This is a genomic window from Pseudomonas yangonensis (assembly GCF_009932725.1).
Lineage (GTDB): Bacteria > Pseudomonadota > Gammaproteobacteria > Pseudomonadales > Pseudomonadaceae > Aquipseudomonas > Aquipseudomonas yangonensis.
Genome location: NZ_BLJU01000002.1, coordinates 259,207 through 276,055 on the forward strand (window position 1 = coordinate 259,207; position 16,849 = coordinate 276,055).

The window sequence follows — 16,849 nt, forward strand, 5'->3', positions numbered from 1 at the left end:
TAGTGATCGTCTTTTCGTCTAATAAGAACGCCGTTCTCATTTCAGTTGAATGGTCATGTTCGGTCCGTCACCGAGCGGGGTGTCGTCGAACCAGCGACTGGTCACCGTCTTGGTCTCGGTATAGAAACGCACCGCCTGTTTGCCGTAGGCGTGCAGGTCGCCATAGAACGAACCTTTCCAACCGGTGAAGGAGAAGAACGGCAGCGGCACCGGGATCGGCACGTTGATGCCCACCTGACCGACCTCTACCGCATGCTGGAAATGCCGTGCGGCGCCGCCGGAACGGGTGAACAGGCTGGTGCCGTTGCCGTAGGGGCTGGCGTTGACCAGCTCGATGGCCTCTTCCAGGCTGTCCACCTCCATGCACACCAGCACCGGGCCGAAGATTTCCTCGCGGTACAGGCCCATCTTCGGCGTCACGCCGCGGAACAGAGTCGGGCCAATCCAGTTGCCGTTCGGATAACCCTCGACCGTGCACTGCGAACCGTCGAGCAGGCACTCGGCGCCTTCGGCCTTGCCTTCATCGATCAGGCGCAGCACGCGCTGGCGTGCCTGCGGGCTGATCAGCGGGCCGTAGGCGGCGCCGCCATCCTGCCAGTGACCGGGGCGCAGCGCGGCCATCTGCGTCGCCAGCTCGTCGATCCACTGTTTCGACTCGCCAACGAACACCGCCACGCTGATGGCCATGCAGCGTTGCCCGGCGGCGCCGCAGCTGGCACCGAGCAGGTTGCTGATGACCTGATCCTTGGGCGCGTCCGGCATGATCACCATATGGTTCTTGGCTCCGGCGAAGGCCTGCACCCTTTTCAAATGCTGGGTGCCGGTGCGATAGACGTGCTGGCCCACCGTCACCGAGCCGACGAAGGACACCGCGCGTACCGCCGGGTGCACCAGCAGCGCATCGACCTGCTCGCGACCACCATGCAGTACCTGCAGCACCCCGGCCGGCGCGCCGGCCTCGATGAAGAGTTCGGCCAGCCGATTGGGCGTCATCGGATCCTGTTCCGACGGCTTGAGGATGAAGGTATTGCCGCAGGCGATGGCCAGCGGAAACATCCACAGCGGGATCATCGCCGGGAAGTTGAAGGGGGTGATGCCGACGCACACGCCCAGCGGCTGGATCCAACTGGCAGTGTCGATCTCGCGGGCGACGTTCTCCACCGTCTCGCCCATCATCAGGCTGGCGATATTGGCCGCGTGCTCGGCCACCTCGATACCACGCCATACGTCGCCCTTGGCATCGGCGAAGGTCTTGCCGGTTTCCGCCGCAAGAATCTCCGCCAGCTCGTCGTGATGTTCCTTGAGCAGATGCTGGTAGCGCAGCATCAGGCGCGCGTGTTCCGATACCGGCACCTCGCGCCAGCTGAGGAAGGCCTGTTGCGCACCGGCTACCGCGGCTTCTATCTCCTCGGTTGTCGCTCTGGGGGCGAGGGCGATCACTTCCTGAGTGGCCGGGTCAGTCACTTCGATCAGGTCCGTTGCCTGGCTTGGCAGCCACTGGCCGTCGATCAGTTGCGGGAGCGTGCGGGGCATGGGCGCCTCCTGTTGTTCTTGTATGGAGTCTTTATAGCCACTTCATGTGCCCTTGTGGATTGACGATCTTGGTCTTGAGATGGACGATCTTGGCATTCGATCAGTCTTTATCGGGAGCGCCAGGCATGGGCCTGCGAGTGGAAACCTCCAATTGGCCGCTGCCGCTCGGCGGGCAACGCTTCATCACGCCGCCACGTCTGCGGCGACTGCTGGCACGCCATGCGCTGAGCTCGGGTTGCTATCCCCTGGCGATGGGGTTCTATCCTGACGCGGCCGGTCACCAGATGCGGCGCCTGCAGCCGGATGATCATCTGCTGATCTATTGCCGCTCCGGCAGGGGCTGGCTGGAGACGGTGGATGGACGATTTGAAGTCGCTGCTGGCGATTTGCTGCTGCTGCCAAAGGCGATGCCGCATGGCTATGGCGCCGATGGGCAAAGCCCCTGGACAATCTATTGGGTGCACTTCGATGGCAGCGTCAGCGAGGACTTTCTGCGTCTGCTGGGGGCGCAGCCGCTGCGGCGTATCGGTTTGCAGCCGCGGCTGATTGGTGACTTCGAGGCGTTGCTGGGCCTGCAGCGGCAGGGCCTCAACGCCTTGCCCTTCATCCATGCCGCGCACCGTCTGCAGGCGATGCTCAGCTCACTGGCAGTGCTGCCGGCGCGTGTCAATCTCAAGTCCGGACGGGTACTGGATATCGAGGCGGTGCAGGCGGTGATGCGCGAACATCTGCATGGCAGCCTCAACCTCGATGAACTGGCGGCGCAGTTCAAGCTGTCTCGCTTTCACTTCGCCAAGACCTACCGCGCGCTGACCGGCCATGCGCCGATTCAGGACTTCATCCAACTGAAAATGGCGCTGGCCTGCCGCCTGCTCGACCGTGGCGATATCGAGGTGCGCCAGGTTGCCGAGCAATTGGGGTATGAAGACCCGTATTACTTCTCGCGGCTGTTTCGCAAGGTGGTGGGCATGGCGCCCAGTCATTACCGGGCGCTGCATCAGGGGTAGTCGCTGCTAGACCCGCGCGATGGTCGCCAGCCCGGTGGCTACCAGCTTTTCCTGGCCGTCTTTCACCGCGAACACGTCGGCTCGGCAGACCGCCTGGCGCTGACCGGCCTTGAGGACTTCGGCGCGGCACAAGAGGCGTTCGCCAAGGGCCGGTGCGAGCAGGTTGAGCTTGTATTCGCTGGTGACCACGTCGCCGACCATCGATGCTGCAGCCCAGGCGCAGCCACTGTCGACCATGAAACCGAGCACCGCGCCATGCATGTAGCCGTGGTGCTGGCGCAGGTCGGGACGGCTGCGCACCTGCAGGCTGACTCGTCCCGGTGCGAAGTCGAGCAATTCGGCGCCGAGCAGCTGGGCAAAGGTGGAGTGGGCGAGCGCCTGTTCCAGGCGTTCGCGACTGATGCCGTTCAAGTCGCTCATATGACCTCCTGCACGGTGCGTGCAGGAGAGTCTCGAACGGCTCACGGAGGTGGGCAAGCTGCATCCAGATGCCTGATGAGGCCGTATAGCAAGGTCCTCAGGCGAGCAGGCGCTTCCACAGTTGCAGTTCGCCGGCCAGCTCCTGGCGCAGCTCGGCCAGCGGTGGTTCCAGGCCCAGCTTTGCCTGAGCCGGAAGCGGCTCGGGCAGGATGGCATTGCTCTGCAGGGCGCTGGCGAGCAGGACCAGATCGGCCAGGTCGGCACTGCCGTCATGCTGGCGCTGCCATTGGCCGTACAGACGAGTGGATTCGATGACCGCTGAAGGCAACTGCCAGCGTGTGAGAATCAGGGCTCCGAGATCACCCGACAGTTGCTCGCACAGCTCACGCAGCGTTTCACCATCGCGAGGCACATCCGGCCAGTGCTCCAGTTCCGAGAGCAAGGGCAGACTGCCGATGTCCTGCAGCAAGCCGCCGAGCATGGCATCGTCCAGCGACAGTTTCGTGCGCTGCGCCAGTACCGCGCAGTAGGCGGCGCGCTCCCGCGCGTTGCGCCAACGGGTGCGAAAGGCCTGTTGCAGTGCCGGTTCGGTACTGGTGAAAAGATTTTGCAGGCTGAACCCCAGCACAAGGTCGGCCAACTGGCGGGTGCCGAGACGGCTCAGCAGTTCGCGCAACGAGCTACAGGCGCGGTCGCCGCGTAGCAGGGGGGTGTTGGAGAACTGCATCAGGTAGGCGGCCAGTGGCGGATCGCCGGCAATCACGCGGGTCAGTTGTTCCAGCGAGGTACGTGGATCGTCCAGCAGCTTCTTGATGCGCACGGCGGCTTCAGGCATCTGCGGAATTCTGGCTTCACCCTTGAGGAAGCGGTTGAGCAGCGCCATGCGCAGGGTATCGGTAGAGGTAGGCATCAGCTTGGTATCATCGATTGAAACGGTTCTCCAAAGGCTAGCAAATCATCCTCCGGCCTGCCGGAGTGCTCTGCCTTGACTTGCCCTGCTCGCTTCTCTAGCGTGCCTGCACTCATTTGCACCGGCAGGAAAAGCGCATGACCGAAGATCGCATCAAACTCGAAGCCAGCTGGAAGGAGGCGCTGCGCGAGGAGTTCGACAAGCCCTACATGAAGGAGCTGCGCGAGTTTCTGAGGGCAGAGAAGGCAGCGGGCAAGGAAATCTACCCGCCTGGCCCACTGATCTTCAACGCGCTCAATTCCACGCCGCTGGACCAGGTCAAGGTGGTGATCATCGGCCAGGACCCCTACCACGGTCCGGGTCAGGCGCATGGCCTGTGCTTCTCGGTGCAGCCGGGCGTGCAGACGCCGCCGTCGCTGGTGAACATCTACAAGGAACTCAAGCGCGATCTCAACATCGACATCCCGGCGCACGGATACCTGCAGAGCTGGGCCGACCAGGGCGTGCTGCTGCTCAACACCTCCCTGACCGTGGAGCGCGGCAACGCCGGCTCGCACGCGGCCAAGGGCTGGCAGTTCTTTACCGACCGGGTGATCGAAGTGGTCAGTGAACATCAGCCCACGCTGGTATTCCTGCTCTGGGGCAGCCATGCGCAGAGCAAGCAGCGCCTGATCGATCCGACCAAGCATCTGGTGCTGCGCTCGCCGCATCCGTCGCCGCTGTCCGCCCATCGCGGCTTCATCGGCAACGGTCATTTCAGCCGCTGCAACCAGTTCCTCAGCCAGAACGGCATGACACCCATCGACTGGAGCCTGCCGGCGCTATAAGCGGGAGTGCTGCGTACGTCCATCGGCTGCTGAGGTTTCAGCGACTGACGACCGACTCGCCCGCTTGGCACTGTTGTGCAGCCAGGTCGCTATGCAGGCTTTGCAGGCGATTGTCGGCGCGCGCCATCTGACGCGAGTCGGCCAGGGCGACCAGATCGACGACCATCGCTGCCATGGCCTGACGGTTCTTCTCGTAACTGGCCTGATAAGCGCTGGTGTAAAAGCGTTCGCGCTGCTGCAGCAGGGCGGTCATGCGGTCGGCAAAGTCGTCGCCGCGGCGAACTTCCAGTGCCTCGCGCAGTGCCTGCTGCCAGGCCAGGCGGTTACCCATCCACACCTGATTCTGTTCACCCAGACCTTCTGCCCAACGCTGCACCCGTTCGCGCTGCTCGGTATTGAGATTGCCGAACCAGGGTTGCAGGCGTTCCTCCATGCGCTCGGCGCGCCGGCTGATCTGCTCCGGCAGCGGGGGTTCGAGAAACTCTTCGCGCAGCTTGGCATTCTGCTCGTCCAGTGATGCCAATAGCTGCTCGACCTGGCGCGGGCTGAGGCCGCGCAGCAGCTCGATGGTGCTGGGGGTGATTTCCACGGCGATGCGCTGCATGGCCTGTTCGAATTCGCTCAGCTGATCGGCCATTAGTTCGCTGTCGCGGCTGCTCAGCGCCTGCTGACTGCGCTGCAGCCAGTCGAGGTAACGTGGCAGCTCGACGCTGCAGTGCCAGGCCAGGTGTTCCTGCAACTGAGGTTTGAGCCAGGCGCTCTGCTCGCTGGTCAGCGTCACGTAGTCGCCCAGTTTCCAGGGAATCAGCCTGTCGAGGTTGCGATAGGCCAAGCCGACACGGCTGCAGGCGCTGAGCAGCACAGCGATGACCAGTAGCAGGAGCAGGGATTTGCGCATGAACGCGTCTCGCAAAGGCAGAGCCCTTGAGACTAATACTCGTCGAACCTGGCGCAAGAGGGCGGAAATATCCGCTTAAGACTTCAGCGAGGCGGTTGATCGAATCGCGGACAAAAAGAAACCGCCCCGAAGGGCGGTTCTGACATCGCAGGGTTGGCTTAGCCGCCGAGGTAGGCGTCGCGTACCTTGGGGTCGCTGAGCAGCTCTTCGCCAGTGCCACGCATGACGATGTGGCCGTTCTCCAGCACGTAACCGCGATCAGCCAGCTTCAGCGCCTGGTTGGCGTTCTGCTCGACCAGGAACACGGTCACGCCGTCCTTGCGCAGTTGCTCGATGATGTCAAAGATCTGCTGGATGATGATCGGCGCCAGACCCAGCGACGGCTCGTCGAGCAGCAACAGGTTGGGCTTGCTCATCAAGGCGCGGCCGATGGCGAGCATCTGCTGCTCACCACCGCTCATGGTGCCGGCACGCTGGGCGAAACGTTCCTTCAGGCGCGGGAACAGGTGCAGGACCTTGTCCAGTTGCTCCTGATTGTCCGCCTTGTCACCGAAGAAGCCGCCCATGGCCAGGTTTTCCTCGACGGTCAGGCGGGCGAACACGCGACGGCCTTCCGGCACGATGGCGATGCTCTTGCGCATGATCTCCGGGGTGTCCATGCCCACCAGCTCTTCACCCAGGTAACGGATGCTGCCACTGGTGGCGCGCGGGTTGCCGCACAGGGTCATCAGCAGCGTCGACTTGCCGGCACCGTTGGCGCCGATCAGGGTGACGATCTCGCCTTTCTGCACTTCGATGCTGACGTCGTGCAGGGCCTGGATCTTGCCGTAGAAGGTTGAGACGTTGTTGAAACTCAGCATGGGTTACGCCTCCCCCAGATAGGCTTTGATCACGTCCGGGTTGTTGCGGATCTCGTCCGGCGTGCCGTCGGCCAGGGGAGTGCCCTGGTTGATCACGTAGATGTGGTCGGAAATGCTCATCACCAGCTTCATGTCGTGCTCGATCAGCAGCACGGTGACATTGTGCTGGTCGCGCAGCATGCCGATCAGTGCCTTGAGGTCTTCGGTCTCGCGCGGGTTGAGGCCGGCGGCCGGCTCGTCGAGCATAAGGATGCTCGGACGCGTCATCATGCAGCGGGCGATTTCCAGACGGCGTTGCTGACCGTAGGCCAGGGTGCCGGCACTGCGGTTGGCGAAGTCCACCAGGTCGACCTGCTCCAGCCAGTAGGCGGCGTATTCCATGGCCTCGCGTTCGCTGCGCCGAAATGCCGGAGTCTTGAAGAGGCCGGCCAGGTAGCCGGTGTTCAGATGGCGATGCTGGGCCACCAGCAGGTTTTCCACCGCGGTCATGTCCTTGAACAGACGCACGTTCTGGAAGGTCCGCACCACGCCCTTGCGGGCGATCTTGTGGCCCGGCAGGCCTTCGATCGCTTCGCCGTTGAGGCGGATGTTGCCGGAGCTCGGCTGGTAGAAACCGGTCAGGCAGTTGAATACGGTGGTCTTGCCGGCACCGTTCGGGCCGATCATCGAGACCACCTGCTTTTCCTTGACGTTCAGGCCCACCCCGTTGACGGCCAGCAGGCCGCCGAAACGCATGGACAGGCCGCTTACTTCGAGAATCGTGCGGCTCATCGCTTCAGCTCCAGGTGGGGACGTTGCATCGGCAGCAACCCTTGCGGGCGCCAGATCATCATGAAGATCATGACCAGACCGAAGAACAGCATGCGGTACTCGCTCAGTTCACGCATCTCCTGCAGCATCACCATGATGACCGCCGCCAGGATCACGCCCAGTTGCGAGCCCATGCCACCCAGCACGACGATGGCGAGGATCATCGCCGACTCGATGAAGGTGAACGACTCCGGCGTCACCAGGCCCTGACGGGCGGCGAAGAAGCTGCCGGCGAAACCGGCCAGGCTGGCGCCGATGGTGAAGGCCGAGAGCTTGATCACGGTTGGGTTCAGACCCAGCGCGCGGCAGGCGATCTCGTCTTCACGCAAGGCTTCCCAGGCACGGCCGATCGGCATGCGCAACAGGCGGTTGACCAGAAACAGCGTCAGCAGCACCAGCAGCAGGGCGATCAGATAGAGGAAAATCACCTTGTACTGCGAGTTGTAGGCCATCTCGAAGTAGCCGTGGAAGGTCGGCATGTCCGCCGGTACGCGACGTTCGAAGGACAGGCCGAACAGGGTCGGCTTGTTCTCGTTGGCGATGCTCAGGCCGTTGGGGCCGCCGGTCAGGTCGGTCAGGTTGCGCAGCAGGATGCGGATGATCTCGCCAAAGCCGAGTGTGACGATGGCCAGGTAGTCACCGCGCAGGCGCAGTACCGGGAAGCCCAGCAGGAAGCCGAACAGCGCCGCCATCATGCCGGCCAGCGGCAGGCAGATCCAGAAGCCCAGGCCGAAATAGTGCGCCAGGATCGCGTAGCTGTAGGCGCCGACCGCGTAGAAGCCGACGTAACCCAGATCGAGCAGACCGGCCAGGCCGACCACGATGTTCAGGCCCAGGCCGAGCATCACGTAGATCAGGATCAGCGTAGCGATGTCCACCGCGCCGCGGCTGGCGAAGAATGGCCACACCAGCGCCACCATGACCATGGCCAGAATGATCCAGCGCTGGGTGGAGGGCAGGGTGAGGAAGTTGCCAATCTGGCCGGTGCCGCTGGGTAGTTTCGGCCGACTGGCCCAGGCCGGGGTGATGCGGTCACGCAGCAGTTGCCAGAGGAAGATCAGCGTGGCGGCGCCGCCGATGCACCAGAGTTCGAAGGTGGTGGCCCCTTCCACGCGCAGGCCGATGCCGACGGTGGTGAGTTTCAGGCCCAGTACCGGGTAGGAGATGATCAGCACCAGCAGGGCGCTGAAAATCGCGGATTTGAGGTTGCGGCTCATACCTTTTCCACCTCCGGGCGGCCAAGGATGCCGGTTGGACGGAACAGCAGCACCAGCACCAGCAGGCTGAACGCCACCACGTCCTTGTATTGATCGCCGAAGATATCGGCGCCGAAGGCTTCGGCTACGCCCAGCAGCAGGCCACCGAGTACCGCACCGGGGATGCTGCCGATACCACCGAGTACTGCAGCGGTGAAGGCCTTGATACCGGCGAGGAAGCCCAGGTGCGGGTTGATCACGCCGTAGTTCATGCCCAGCAGCACCGAGGCGACGGCGGCCAGCGCCGCGCCGATGACGAAGGTCAGGGCGATGATGTTGTTGGTGTTGATACCGAGCAGGTTGGCCATCTTCAGGTCTTCCGCGCAGGCACGGCAGGCGCGGCCCAGACGCGAACGGGAGATGAACAGGGTCAGGCCGACCATGGTGACGAAGGTAACGATGAAGATCAGCACCTGCATGTAGGACACCACCACGCCGTTGGCAGCACTTTCACCGAGGATGAAGTTGCCCGGCAGCAGGCTCGGAATGGCCTTGTCCTTGGAGTCCTGCGAGAGCAGGACCGCGTTCTGCAGGAAGATCGACATACCGATCGCGGAGATCAGCGGGATCAGACGGTTGCCGCCGCGCAGGGGGCGGTAGGCCACCCGTTCGATGCTGTAACCGTAGGCGCTGGTAACGATCATGGTGGCGGCAAAGGCGGCGACCATGATCACGGGGACGGCGTCGATGCCGAACATGGCAAGGCCGGCGATTACCGTGAAGGCTACGTACGAGCCAATCATGTAAACCTCGCCGTGGGCGAAGTTGATCATGCCGATGATGCCGTAGACCATGGTGTAGCCGATGGCGATCAGGGCATAGGTACTGCCAATGGTCAGGCCATTGAGCAGCTGCTGTAGATAGTGATAAAGATCAGGCATTGCCTAACTCCTGGGCGCTTGCGTAAAGCGGCGCTTGTGGCGCAGCGCGAGGCCGGAATTCTTCTAATGAACAAAGCCCACTGCAGCAGTGGGCTCTGGGTTAAGAACCTGATCATGAGCTGCTGCGCGTCGGCCCGCCGGGTTAATGGCGGGCACTCGCTCGCTAGCTCATGAATCAGCTTCTTCGGCGGGGTTACTTGGCTTCGGACTTGGTGCCGTCCTGATGCCACTCGTACACCACGAAGCTGAAGTCCTTCAGATCGCCCTTCTCGTCGAAGGCCAGGGTGCCGGTGGGGGTGTCGAAGCTGTTGGCGCGCAGAGCTTCTGCGACCTTGGCGGTGTCGGTGTCGCCGGCTTTTTCGATGCCTTCGGCGATGACCTGAACGGCAGCGTAGGCCGGGAATACGAACGGGCCGCTCGGGTCTTCGTTCTTGGCCTTGAACGCCTCGACCAGCGCCTGGTTCTTCGGATCCTGGTCGAAGGATTTCGGCAGGGTCACCAGCAGGCCTTCGGAAGCCGGGCCGGCGATGGCCGAGATTTCCTTGTTACCCACACCTTCCGGACCCATGAACTTGACGTTCAGGCCGCGCTCCTTGGTTTGGCGCAGCAGCAGGCCCAGCTCCGGGTGGTAGCCGCCGTAGTAGACGAAATCGACACCGGCCTGGTTGAGTTTGGCGATCAGCGCGGAGAAGTCCTTGTCGCCGGCGTTGATGCCTTCGAACATGGCGACTTTCACGCCTTTGCCTTCCAGTGTCTGCTTGACCGCAGTGGCGATGCCTTCGCCGTACTGCTGCTTGTCATGGATCACGGCAACGGTTTTCGGCTTGATGTGGTCGGCAATGAAGTTGCCGGCGGTCGGGCCTTGCAGACTGTCCAGGCCGATGGTGCGGAAGACCAGCTCGTAACCGCGGGAGGTGATGTCCGGGCTGGTGGAAGCCGCGGTGATCATCAGGATGCCTTCGTCTTCGTAGATGTCGGAAGCCGGTTGAGTGGAGCTGGAGCACAGGTGGCCAACCACGAACTTGACGCCGTCGTTGACGATCTTGTTGGCAACGGCAACGGCCTGCTTCGGATCGCACGCGTCGTCGTAGACCACGCCTTCGAGCTGGGCGCCATTCACGCCGCCGGCCTTGTTGATCTGCTCGATGGCCATCTTGGCGCCGATGAATTGCATCTCACCGTACTGAGCAACCGCACCGGTTACCGGACCGGCCAGGCCGATCTTGATGTTGTCGGCCGCCATCGAATAGCTGGCCGCCCCCGCCAGTGCCATTGCCGCGAACAGCTTGGAAATCTGCTTAGCCTTGTTCATGAGTGCTCCACTCTTGTGTTTTTCGTTGTTGTAGTTCTTGCGGCCGAAGCTGCAGAACCGGGTCTGTTACCCCGGTAATGCCCCCGGCAACTGTACCGGAACAGTGTAGAGCGCGGATTTGCGCCTTGAAAAGCCGGCAGCTGGAGGCGAAACGCGGAGTTGTCGCTAAATTGCAAGGAATGTATAGAAAAACGGCGTGGCCTGGGTCGGCTGGCGAGCGTCGTGCGGTTGCCAGCGCAGTTGCCGACGCTATCATTGCGCGCCTGCATTCAACGCCATCGACACGGGACACACCATGACGGATCAATCTAGCACCCTCTATGCCAAGCTGCTCGGCGAGACCGCGCCGATTCGTTGGCAGGAACTGCAGCCGTTCTTCGCCCGTGGTGCGCTGCTCTGGGTCGAGGGCAACCAGGATCTGGTGGCGGTCGCGCAGGCCGTGGCCGAGAATGATCAGGCTCGTGTTGCGCAATGGATGAACCAGGGGCTGCTGTGCCGGTTCGAAGATTCGCGTGCCGAAGATCTGTTTACGCGTGACCCGCAACTGTGGGCAGTGGTGGTTGCGCCCTGGGTGCTGGTTCAGGAAAGAGCAGGGGATTCAACTCTGCACTGAAATGGCGCATGCAGGGCTGGAAGTGGCGGACTAGACTCTTCGGGCGCTCCGTCAGGAAGCATCAAGCGGCGTTACGGCAAAGGAGAGAGCACCATGTTCGAACCCGGTCACCTTCATCGCAGCAATCCGCCTGGTCTGGGCGGACAACCCGGTTACAGCATCGATTTCTATTATGAGGTTCGCAAGGACCCGCGGGAAGGGCCGATGCTGCACGGGCGTCTGGTCGGCGAGATCGACGGCAAGGCCTTCGAGGAGGTCTTTGACATGCACCGCGATACCGCCTTCAACTTCGCCAGCGTGATTTCCCGTCTGGTGGCCAAGCACGGCTTGCCACCCAACCACAGCCCGATCATGCGTGCGCATGCCGAATACGACGCGATTTTCGAGGACATCCGCGCCCAGTTGCATGCCGCACCGGGAGAAGCGGTGGACCTCGACCATCTGCAGCGCGACGGCCTATAGACGACCTCGAGGGGTTTTGCAGGCGAAAAAAAACCGGATTCCAAGGATCCGGTTTTATTCGCGGGCTGTGTTTCAGGCAGCTACGAAACCTGCGGGGTAGGCGAGCGATGCCTGACTGCTCTGCGCTTCGGCGATGGTTTCGCGAACTACCTGCTTGGCCAGGCAGGCGCACTTGCCGCACTGGCTGGCGATACCCAGCGTGCCGCGTACTTCGCGGTAGCTGCAGCAGCCTTCATAGACCGCTTCGCGGATTTGCGTATCGGTGACACCTTCACAGAGGCAGACGTACATAAGCAAGGCTCGTCTTGGTAGTTCTGTTCGATGGGTCGGATACTAATGTTAATGAGAATGCTTGTCAAAGATCGATTGCGAATGCTCGCATCTCCTGACGAACGGTGTATGAGACCGTTGCGCAGATATGAAAAAACCGGCCTTGGCCGGTTTTTCATTGAAGGGTGAATGCGCCGAGGCTCACTGATCGAACTCGTCCCAGCCGCCCATTTCCTTCCAGCGGTTGACGATGCCGCAGAACAGCTCGGCGGTTTTCTCGGTGTCGTAACGGGCCGAATGCGCCTCCTTGCCATCGAATTCGATGCCAGCTGCCTGGCAGGCCTTGGCCAGCACGGTCTGACCGTAGGCGAGGCCGGCCAATGTGGCAGTGTCGAAGCTGGAGAAGGGGTGGAAGGGGTTGCGCTTGATGCCGCAACGCGCCACCGCGGCATTCAGAAAGCCCAGGTCGAAGCTGCTGTTGTGGCCGACCAGGATCGCGCGCTTGCAGCCGGCCGATTTGATCGACTTGCGCAAACCCTTGAATATCTCGCCGAGGGCGTGCTCTTCGCTCACCGCCATGCGCAGCGGATGATCGAGCTTGATACCGGTGAACTCCAGCGCCGCGGCTTCGATATTGGCGCCCTCGAAGGGCTCGATACGGAAGAAGTGGGTGTGATCCGGATAAAGAAAGCCGCTCTCGTCCATGGCGATGGTGGTCGCGGCGATTTCCAGCAGGGCGTCGGTAGCACTATTGAAGCCGCCAGTCTCGACATCCACCACCACCGGCAGGTAGCCGCGAAAGCGCGCCGCCATGGGCGTGCGCGGGCCGGAGGGCAGGCTGGGTTCGAGTTCGTCTTCGTAATTGTCTTCGCTCACGCCTGGCCCTCCAGCAGCTTCCAGCGCAGGGTTTCGCCGGCACGCAGCGGTACTACGCTGTTTTCGCCCAGCGGCAGGCTGGCCGGTACGGTCCACTCTTCACGGACCAGGGTAATGCTGTCGGTGTTGCGCGGCAGACCGTAGAAGTCCGGGCCGTGGAAGCTGGCGAAGGCTTCCAGCTTGTCCAGGGCGTTGCGCTGCTCGAAGGCTTCGGCGTACAGCTCGATGGCGGCATAGGCGGTGTAGCAGCCAGCGCAGCCGCAAGCCGCTTCCTTGGCGTGCTTGGCGTGCGGCGCCGAGTCAGTGCCCAGGAAGAACTTGACGTTACCGCTGGTGGCGGCGTCGAGCAGGGCTTCCTGGTGTACGTTGCGCTTGAGGATCGGCAGGCAATAGAAGTGCGGACGAATACCGCCAACCAGCATATGGTTGCGGTTGTACAACAGGTGGTGGGCCGTGATGGTGGCGCCGACGTTGGCCGAGGCCGCCTCAACGAACTGCACTGCGTCACGGGTGGTGATGTGCTCGAACACCACTTTCAGCGTGGGGAAGCGCTCGACCACGCGGGTCAGGTGCTCGTCGATGAAGGCCTTCTCGCGGTCGAACACGTCGATCTCGGCGCGGGTCACCTCGCCATGCACCAGCAGCAGCATGCCGACTTCGGCCATCGCTTCCAGCGCCGGGAAGATCTTGTCGATGCTGGTGACGCCCGAATCGGAGTTGGTGGTGGCGCCGGCCGGGTAGAGCTTGGCGGCATGCACGAAGCCGCTGGCCTTGGCTGCGCGCACATCCTCGGGGCTGGTGTTGTCGGTGAGGTAGAGCACCATCAGCGGCTCGAAGCGGCTGCCAGCCGGGCGCGCAGCGAGAATGCGCTGGCGATAGGCGTCGGCTTCGGCGGCATTGCGCACCGGCGGTACCAGGTTGGGCATGATGATGGCGCGGCCGAAAGTGCGCGCGGCGTCGCCGACGGTGTGTGGCAGCACCGCGCCGTCGCGCAGGTGAATGTGCCAGTCATCGGGACGCAGGAGAGTCAGGCGGTCGGACATGAAGGCTTCCAGGCGGGTAAAACGTGGCCGCATGTTAACTGAAAAGCGCCTGCTCGCGCTCGCGCCGACGCGACAATCGCATGCAGGGGTCAAGTTTCCGCGCACCTGACCGATACCCCGTGAGAATGCCCTGAACCGCCGTGGAGCCTGTCGTGCGTGCGCCCAATTTCCTCCTGATCAGCCTGCTGGCTGGCATGCCTCTGTGCCTGCCGGCGCATGCCATCAGCTTCCAGACGCGGCTGGAGAAGGTGGAGTGGACGGTGGAGGGCGATCAGTTCGAATGCCGCCTGAGTCAGCCGATCAGCAACTTTGGCAGCGGCGAGTTCGTGCGCCGCGCGGGTGAGCAGGTCACCTTCCGCCTCAAGGCCCGTGAGCGCTGGATGGGCGCGGGCTCGGCAACCCTGTTGGCGGCAGCGGCGCCCTGGCAACCGGGGCGCGGCGATATCAACCTGGGCGTTGTCAGCGTCGGTAATGGCGAGGTGCCGTTCAACAGCTCGCAGGAGCAGGGCGCGCGCCTGCTCACCGGTCTGCTGGAAGGGCGCAGCCCGGTGGTGCGCCATCGCACGCTCAATGGCGGTGAAAATCTGGAAGTGCGGCTACTGCCGGTGAAGTTTCACAAGGCCTATGACGATTACCAGGCGTGCACCGCCAAGCTGCTGCCGGTCAATTTCGATCAGATTCGCCAGGCGCAGATCGGCTTTCCCGGCGGTGGCATCGATCTCGACCCAATGGCCAAGGCCAAGCTCGACATCATCCTCGACTTCGTCAAGGCCGACCCCAGCATCAACAGCTTTCAGATCGACGGCCACGCCGACAACAGCGGCAATCGCCTGACCAACCGTGATCTCTCCCGTCGCCGTGCCTTGGCCGTGCAGGAGTATCTGATAGCCGGTGGTATTCCGGCCGAGCAGATCACCATGCGCTTTCATGGCGAGCGTTACCCGCTGGTGCCGAACAACAACGAAGCCAATCGCGCCAAGAACCGCCGGGCGACCCTGCGCCTGGATCGCGTGCCGCAGCCCGAGACGCCGCAGCAGAGTGCTCCCGCTCCCGCCACGCCGCCTGCCGATCCAGCAGGCAGCCGACCCTCCTGAGCTACTTTGGCGTCGCTTGGTCAACTCCGACTGTCGCACCCCTGTAAATTAAGCCGCTTGGCCAGTAGAATCACCGGTTTTACCGTACAACCCGTGGAGTGATGGCATGGCGGACGTCAAAAAGGTAGTTCTGGCCTATTCCGGTGGCCTGGACACCTCGGTGATCCTCAAGTGGCTGCAAGATACCTATAACTGTGAAGTGGTGACCTTCACCGCCGATCTCGGCCAGGGCGAGGAGGTCGAACCGGCTCGTGCCAAGGCTCAGGCCCTGGGCGTCAAGGAAATCTACATCGACGACCTGCGCGAAGAGTTCGTCCGCGATTTCGTCTACCCGATGTTCCGCGCCAACACCATCTACGAAGGCGAGTACCTGCTGGGTACCTCCATCGCCCGTCCGCTGATCGCCAAGCGCCTGATCGAGATCGCCAACGAGACCGGCGCTGACGCCATCTCCCACGGTGCCACCGGCAAGGGCAACGACCAGGTGCGTTTCGAGCTGGGCGCCTATGCGCTGAAACCGGGTGTGAAAGTCATCGCCCCGTGGCGCGAGTGGGACCTGCTGTCGCGCGAGAAGCTGATGGACTACGCCGAGAAGCACGCCATCCCGATCGAGCGTCACGGCAAGAAGAAGTCGCCGTACTCCATGGATGCCAACTTGCTGCACATCTCCTATGAGGGCGGCGTGCTGGAAGACACCTGGACCGAGCACGAAGAAGACATGTGGCGTTGGACCAAGTCGCCGGAAGCGGCGCCGGACGCCCCGACCTACATCGAGCTGACCTACAAGGCCGGTGACATCGTCGCCATCGACGGCAAGGCCATGACCCCGGCGCAGGTACTGGCCGAGCTGAACCGCATCGGTGGCGAGAACGGCATCGGCCGTCTGGACATCGTCGAGAACCGTTTCGTCGGCATGAAGTCCCGCGGCTGCTACGAAACTCCCGGCGGCACCATCATGCTCAAGGCCCACCGCGCCATCGAGTCGATCACCCTCGACCGCGAAGTGGCTCACCTGAAAGACGAGCTGATGCCGAAATACGCCAGCCTGATCTACAACGGTTTCTGGTGGAGCCCGGAGCGTCTGATGCTGCAACAGATGATCGACGCTTCCCAGGCCAACGTGAACGGTGTGGTGCGCCTGAAGCTGTACAAGGGCAACGTCATCGTCACCGGCCGCAAGTCCGACGATTCGCTGTTCGACGCCAACATCGCGACCTTCGAGGAAGACGGCGGCGCCTACAACCAGCAGGACGCGGCGGGCTTCATCAAGCTCAACGCCCTGCGCATGCGTATCGCTGCAGGCAAGGGGCGCAAGCTGGTCTGATAGACTGGCTGCACCGTGTCACAAGAACCCCGGCCACGCGCCGGGGTTCTGCTTTCCAGAAGAGGAAAACCTGATGAGACTGCTGCATACCATGCTGCGCGTCGGCGATCTGGACAAGTCCATCGCCTTCTACACCGAGGTGCTGGGCATGACCCTGCTGCGGCGCAAGGATTATCCGGATGGCCAGTTCACCCTCGCGTTCGTCGGCTACGGCGACGAGGCGCACAACAGCGTGATCGAGCTGACCCACAACTGGGGCGTCGATAGCTACGAGCTGGGCACTGGCTACGGCCATATCGCTCTGGAAGTCGAGGACGTCTACAAGGCCTGCGAGGACATCCGTGCGCGCGGCGGCAAGATCACCCGCGAGCCCGGTCCGATGAAGCACGGCACGCGTATCCTGGCCTTCGTCGAAGACCCGGACGCACCCCGAAGTTTTCACTGATTTGACAC

19 protein-coding genes are annotated in these 16,849 nt (G+C 62.7%); 7 read left to right on the plus strand and 12 right to left on the minus strand.

Annotated elements, in window-relative coordinates:
- Window positions 1-36: 36 nt before the first annotated feature.
- Window positions 37-1,533, minus strand: a complete 1,497-nt coding sequence (locus tag GYB81_RS02840; RefSeq protein ID WP_161864455.1) for a CoA-acylating methylmalonate-semialdehyde dehydrogenase — start codon at window positions 1,531-1,533, stop codon at window positions 37-39.
- Between the two features lie 125 nt (window positions 1,534-1,658).
- Here GYB81_RS02840 and GYB81_RS02845 point away from each other — a divergent pair, with 125 nt between their 5' ends.
- Window positions 1,659-2,540 carry an AraC family transcriptional regulator gene (locus tag GYB81_RS02845; protein WP_161864454.1) on the plus strand — a complete coding sequence of 294 codons (882 nt, stop codon included), beginning with the start codon at window positions 1,659-1,661 and terminating at the stop codon, window positions 2,538-2,540.
- A gap of 6 nt (window positions 2,541-2,546) precedes the next feature.
- Here the strand turns inward: GYB81_RS02845 and GYB81_RS02850 are convergent, their stop codons facing one another.
- Both GYB81_RS02850 and GYB81_RS02855 read right to left on the minus strand, forming a co-directional pair.
- Complete coding sequence (locus tag GYB81_RS02850; RefSeq protein WP_161864453.1) at window positions 2,547-2,960, minus strand: PaaI family thioesterase; 414 nt, start codon at window positions 2,958-2,960, stop codon at window positions 2,547-2,549.
- Between the two features lie 97 nt (window positions 2,961-3,057).
- Entirely contained in the window at window positions 3,058-3,870 is an 813-nt protein-coding gene (locus tag GYB81_RS02855) for an HDOD domain-containing protein (RefSeq protein WP_161864452.1), read from the minus strand.
- 137 nt (window positions 3,871-4,007) lie between these two features.
- Here GYB81_RS02855 and ung point away from each other — a divergent pair, with 137 nt between their 5' ends.
- Complete coding sequence (gene ung / locus GYB81_RS02860; protein WP_161864451.1) at window positions 4,008-4,697, plus strand: uracil-DNA glycosylase; 690 nt, start codon at window positions 4,008-4,010, stop codon at window positions 4,695-4,697.
- A gap of 37 nt (window positions 4,698-4,734) precedes the next feature.
- On the opposite strand, the gene GYB81_RS02865 is transcribed toward ung, so the two are convergent.
- The 6 genes from GYB81_RS02865 to GYB81_RS02890 form a co-directional block, all read right to left on the minus strand.
- Window positions 4,735-5,595 (minus strand): DUF6279 family lipoprotein, encoded by an 861-nt coding sequence (locus tag GYB81_RS02865; RefSeq protein ID WP_161864450.1) that lies wholly within the window; start codon window positions 5,593-5,595, stop codon window positions 4,735-4,737.
- Between the two features lie 158 nt (window positions 5,596-5,753).
- Window positions 5,754-6,455 carry an ABC transporter ATP-binding protein gene (locus GYB81_RS02870; protein ID WP_161864449.1) on the minus strand — a complete coding sequence of 234 codons (702 nt, stop codon included), beginning with the start codon at window positions 6,453-6,455 and terminating at the stop codon, window positions 5,754-5,756.
- A 3-nt stretch (window positions 6,456-6,458) separates the two neighbouring features.
- Window positions 6,459-7,226, minus strand: coding sequence for a high-affinity branched-chain amino acid ABC transporter ATP-binding protein LivG (livG, locus tag GYB81_RS02875; RefSeq protein ID WP_161864448.1), 768 nt, complete (start codon window positions 7,224-7,226; stop codon window positions 6,459-6,461).
- The gene (locus GYB81_RS02880; RefSeq protein WP_161864447.1) at window positions 7,223-8,482 is read right to left on the minus strand and encodes a high-affinity branched-chain amino acid ABC transporter permease LivM; all 1,260 of its coding nucleotides are present in this window, start codon (window positions 8,480-8,482) and stop codon (window positions 7,223-7,225) included. The genes livG and GYB81_RS02880 overlap by 4 nt, the downstream gene beginning before the upstream one ends.
- A complete protein-coding gene (gene livH / locus GYB81_RS02885; protein ID WP_161864446.1) occupies window positions 8,479-9,402 on the minus strand; it encodes a high-affinity branched-chain amino acid ABC transporter permease LivH in 924 nt (307 codons plus the stop codon). The genes GYB81_RS02880 and livH overlap by 4 nt, the downstream gene beginning before the upstream one ends.
- Window positions 9,403-9,595: 193 nt before the next feature.
- Window positions 9,596-10,714: a branched-chain amino acid ABC transporter substrate-binding protein gene (locus GYB81_RS02890; protein ID WP_161864445.1), complete on the minus strand. Its 1,119-nt coding sequence runs from the start codon at window positions 10,712-10,714 to the stop codon at window positions 9,596-9,598.
- A gap of 295 nt (window positions 10,715-11,009) precedes the next feature.
- Here GYB81_RS02890 and GYB81_RS02895 point away from each other — a divergent pair, with 295 nt between their 5' ends.
- Together GYB81_RS02895 and GYB81_RS02900 are read left to right on the plus strand one after the other, a co-directional pair.
- Window positions 11,010-11,327 (plus strand): DUF2288 domain-containing protein, encoded by a 318-nt coding sequence (locus GYB81_RS02895; RefSeq protein ID WP_161864444.1) that lies wholly within the window; start codon window positions 11,010-11,012, stop codon window positions 11,325-11,327.
- A 93-nt stretch (window positions 11,328-11,420) separates the two neighbouring features.
- Complete coding sequence (locus GYB81_RS02900) at window positions 11,421-11,789, plus strand: DUF5064 family protein (RefSeq protein WP_161864443.1); 369 nt, start codon at window positions 11,421-11,423, stop codon at window positions 11,787-11,789.
- 72 nt (window positions 11,790-11,861) lie between these two features.
- Here the strand turns inward: GYB81_RS02900 and GYB81_RS02905 are convergent, their stop codons facing one another.
- The 3 genes from GYB81_RS02905 to pyrC form a co-directional block, all read right to left on the minus strand.
- Complete coding sequence (locus GYB81_RS02905) at window positions 11,862-12,080, minus strand: bacterioferritin-associated ferredoxin (RefSeq protein ID WP_161864442.1); 219 nt, start codon at window positions 12,078-12,080, stop codon at window positions 11,862-11,864.
- A gap of 180 nt (window positions 12,081-12,260) precedes the next feature.
- Window positions 12,261-12,935: a ribonuclease T gene (rnt, locus tag GYB81_RS02910; RefSeq protein ID WP_012017982.1), complete on the minus strand. Its 675-nt coding sequence runs from the start codon at window positions 12,933-12,935 to the stop codon at window positions 12,261-12,263.
- A complete protein-coding gene (gene pyrC / locus GYB81_RS02915; protein WP_161864441.1) occupies window positions 12,932-13,978 on the minus strand; it encodes a dihydroorotase in 1,047 nt (348 codons plus the stop codon). Before pyrC ends, rnt begins: the two co-directional genes overlap by 4 nt.
- 152 nt (window positions 13,979-14,130) lie before the next feature.
- Here pyrC and GYB81_RS02920 point away from each other — a divergent pair, with 152 nt between their 5' ends.
- The 3 genes from GYB81_RS02920 to gloA all read left to right on the plus strand — a co-directional run bounded on the left by GYB81_RS02920 (window position 14,131) and on the right by gloA (window position 16,841).
- Entirely contained in the window at window positions 14,131-15,072 is a 942-nt protein-coding gene (locus GYB81_RS02920) for a flagellar protein MotY (RefSeq protein ID WP_161864440.1), read from the plus strand.
- A 106-nt stretch (window positions 15,073-15,178) separates the two neighbouring features.
- On the plus strand, window positions 15,179-16,396 hold the full coding sequence (locus GYB81_RS02925; protein ID WP_161864439.1) for an argininosuccinate synthase: 1,218 nt from the start codon (window positions 15,179-15,181) through the stop codon (window positions 16,394-16,396).
- 73 nt (window positions 16,397-16,469) lie between these two features.
- Window positions 16,470-16,841, plus strand: coding sequence for a lactoylglutathione lyase (gene gloA, locus GYB81_RS02930; protein ID WP_161864438.1), 372 nt, complete (start codon window positions 16,470-16,472; stop codon window positions 16,839-16,841).
- Window positions 16,842-16,849 lie beyond the last annotated feature (8 nt).

Excerpts from the sequence above, each read along its gene's own strand:
- GYB81_RS02840 (WP_161864455.1), bottom strand. The coding sequence starts at position 1,533 with ATGCCCCGCACGCTCCCGCAACTGATCGACGGCCAGTGGCTGCCAAGC.
- GYB81_RS02845 (WP_161864454.1), top strand. The coding sequence starts at position 1,659 with ATGGGCCTGCGAGTGGAAACCTCCAATTGGCCGCTGCCGCTCGGCGGG.
- GYB81_RS02850 (WP_161864453.1), bottom strand. The coding sequence starts at position 2,960 with ATGAGCGACTTGAACGGCATCAGTCGCGAACGCCTGGAACAGGCGCTC.
- GYB81_RS02855 (WP_161864452.1), bottom strand. The coding sequence starts at position 3,870 with ATGCCTACCTCTACCGATACCCTGCGCATGGCGCTGCTCAACCGCTTC.
- ung (WP_161864451.1), top strand. The coding sequence starts at position 4,008 with ATGACCGAAGATCGCATCAAACTCGAAGCCAGCTGGAAGGAGGCGCTG.
- GYB81_RS02865 (WP_161864450.1), bottom strand. The coding sequence starts at position 5,595 with ATGCGCAAATCCCTGCTCCTGCTACTGGTCATCGCTGTGCTGCTCAGC.
- GYB81_RS02870 (WP_161864449.1), bottom strand. The coding sequence starts at position 6,455 with ATGCTGAGTTTCAACAACGTCTCAACCTTCTACGGCAAGATCCAGGCC.
- livG (WP_161864448.1), bottom strand. The coding sequence starts at position 7,226 with ATGAGCCGCACGATTCTCGAAGTAAGCGGCCTGTCCATGCGTTTCGGC.
- GYB81_RS02880 (WP_161864447.1), bottom strand. The coding sequence starts at position 8,482 with ATGAGCCGCAACCTCAAATCCGCGATTTTCAGCGCCCTGCTGGTGCTG.
- livH (WP_161864446.1), bottom strand. The coding sequence starts at position 9,402 with ATGCCTGATCTTTATCACTATCTACAGCAGCTGCTCAATGGCCTGACC.
- GYB81_RS02890 (WP_161864445.1), bottom strand. The coding sequence starts at position 10,714 with ATGAACAAGGCTAAGCAGATTTCCAAGCTGTTCGCGGCAATGGCACTG.
- GYB81_RS02895 (WP_161864444.1), top strand. The coding sequence starts at position 11,010 with ATGACGGATCAATCTAGCACCCTCTATGCCAAGCTGCTCGGCGAGACC.
- GYB81_RS02900 (WP_161864443.1), top strand. The coding sequence starts at position 11,421 with ATGTTCGAACCCGGTCACCTTCATCGCAGCAATCCGCCTGGTCTGGGC.
- GYB81_RS02905 (WP_161864442.1), bottom strand. The coding sequence starts at position 12,080 with ATGTACGTCTGCCTCTGTGAAGGTGTCACCGATACGCAAATCCGCGAA.
- pyrC (WP_161864441.1), bottom strand. The coding sequence starts at position 13,978 with ATGTCCGACCGCCTGACTCTCCTGCGTCCCGATGACTGGCACATTCAC.
- GYB81_RS02925 (WP_161864439.1), top strand. The coding sequence starts at position 15,179 with ATGGCGGACGTCAAAAAGGTAGTTCTGGCCTATTCCGGTGGCCTGGAC.
- gloA (WP_161864438.1), top strand. The coding sequence starts at position 16,470 with ATGAGACTGCTGCATACCATGCTGCGCGTCGGCGATCTGGACAAGTCC.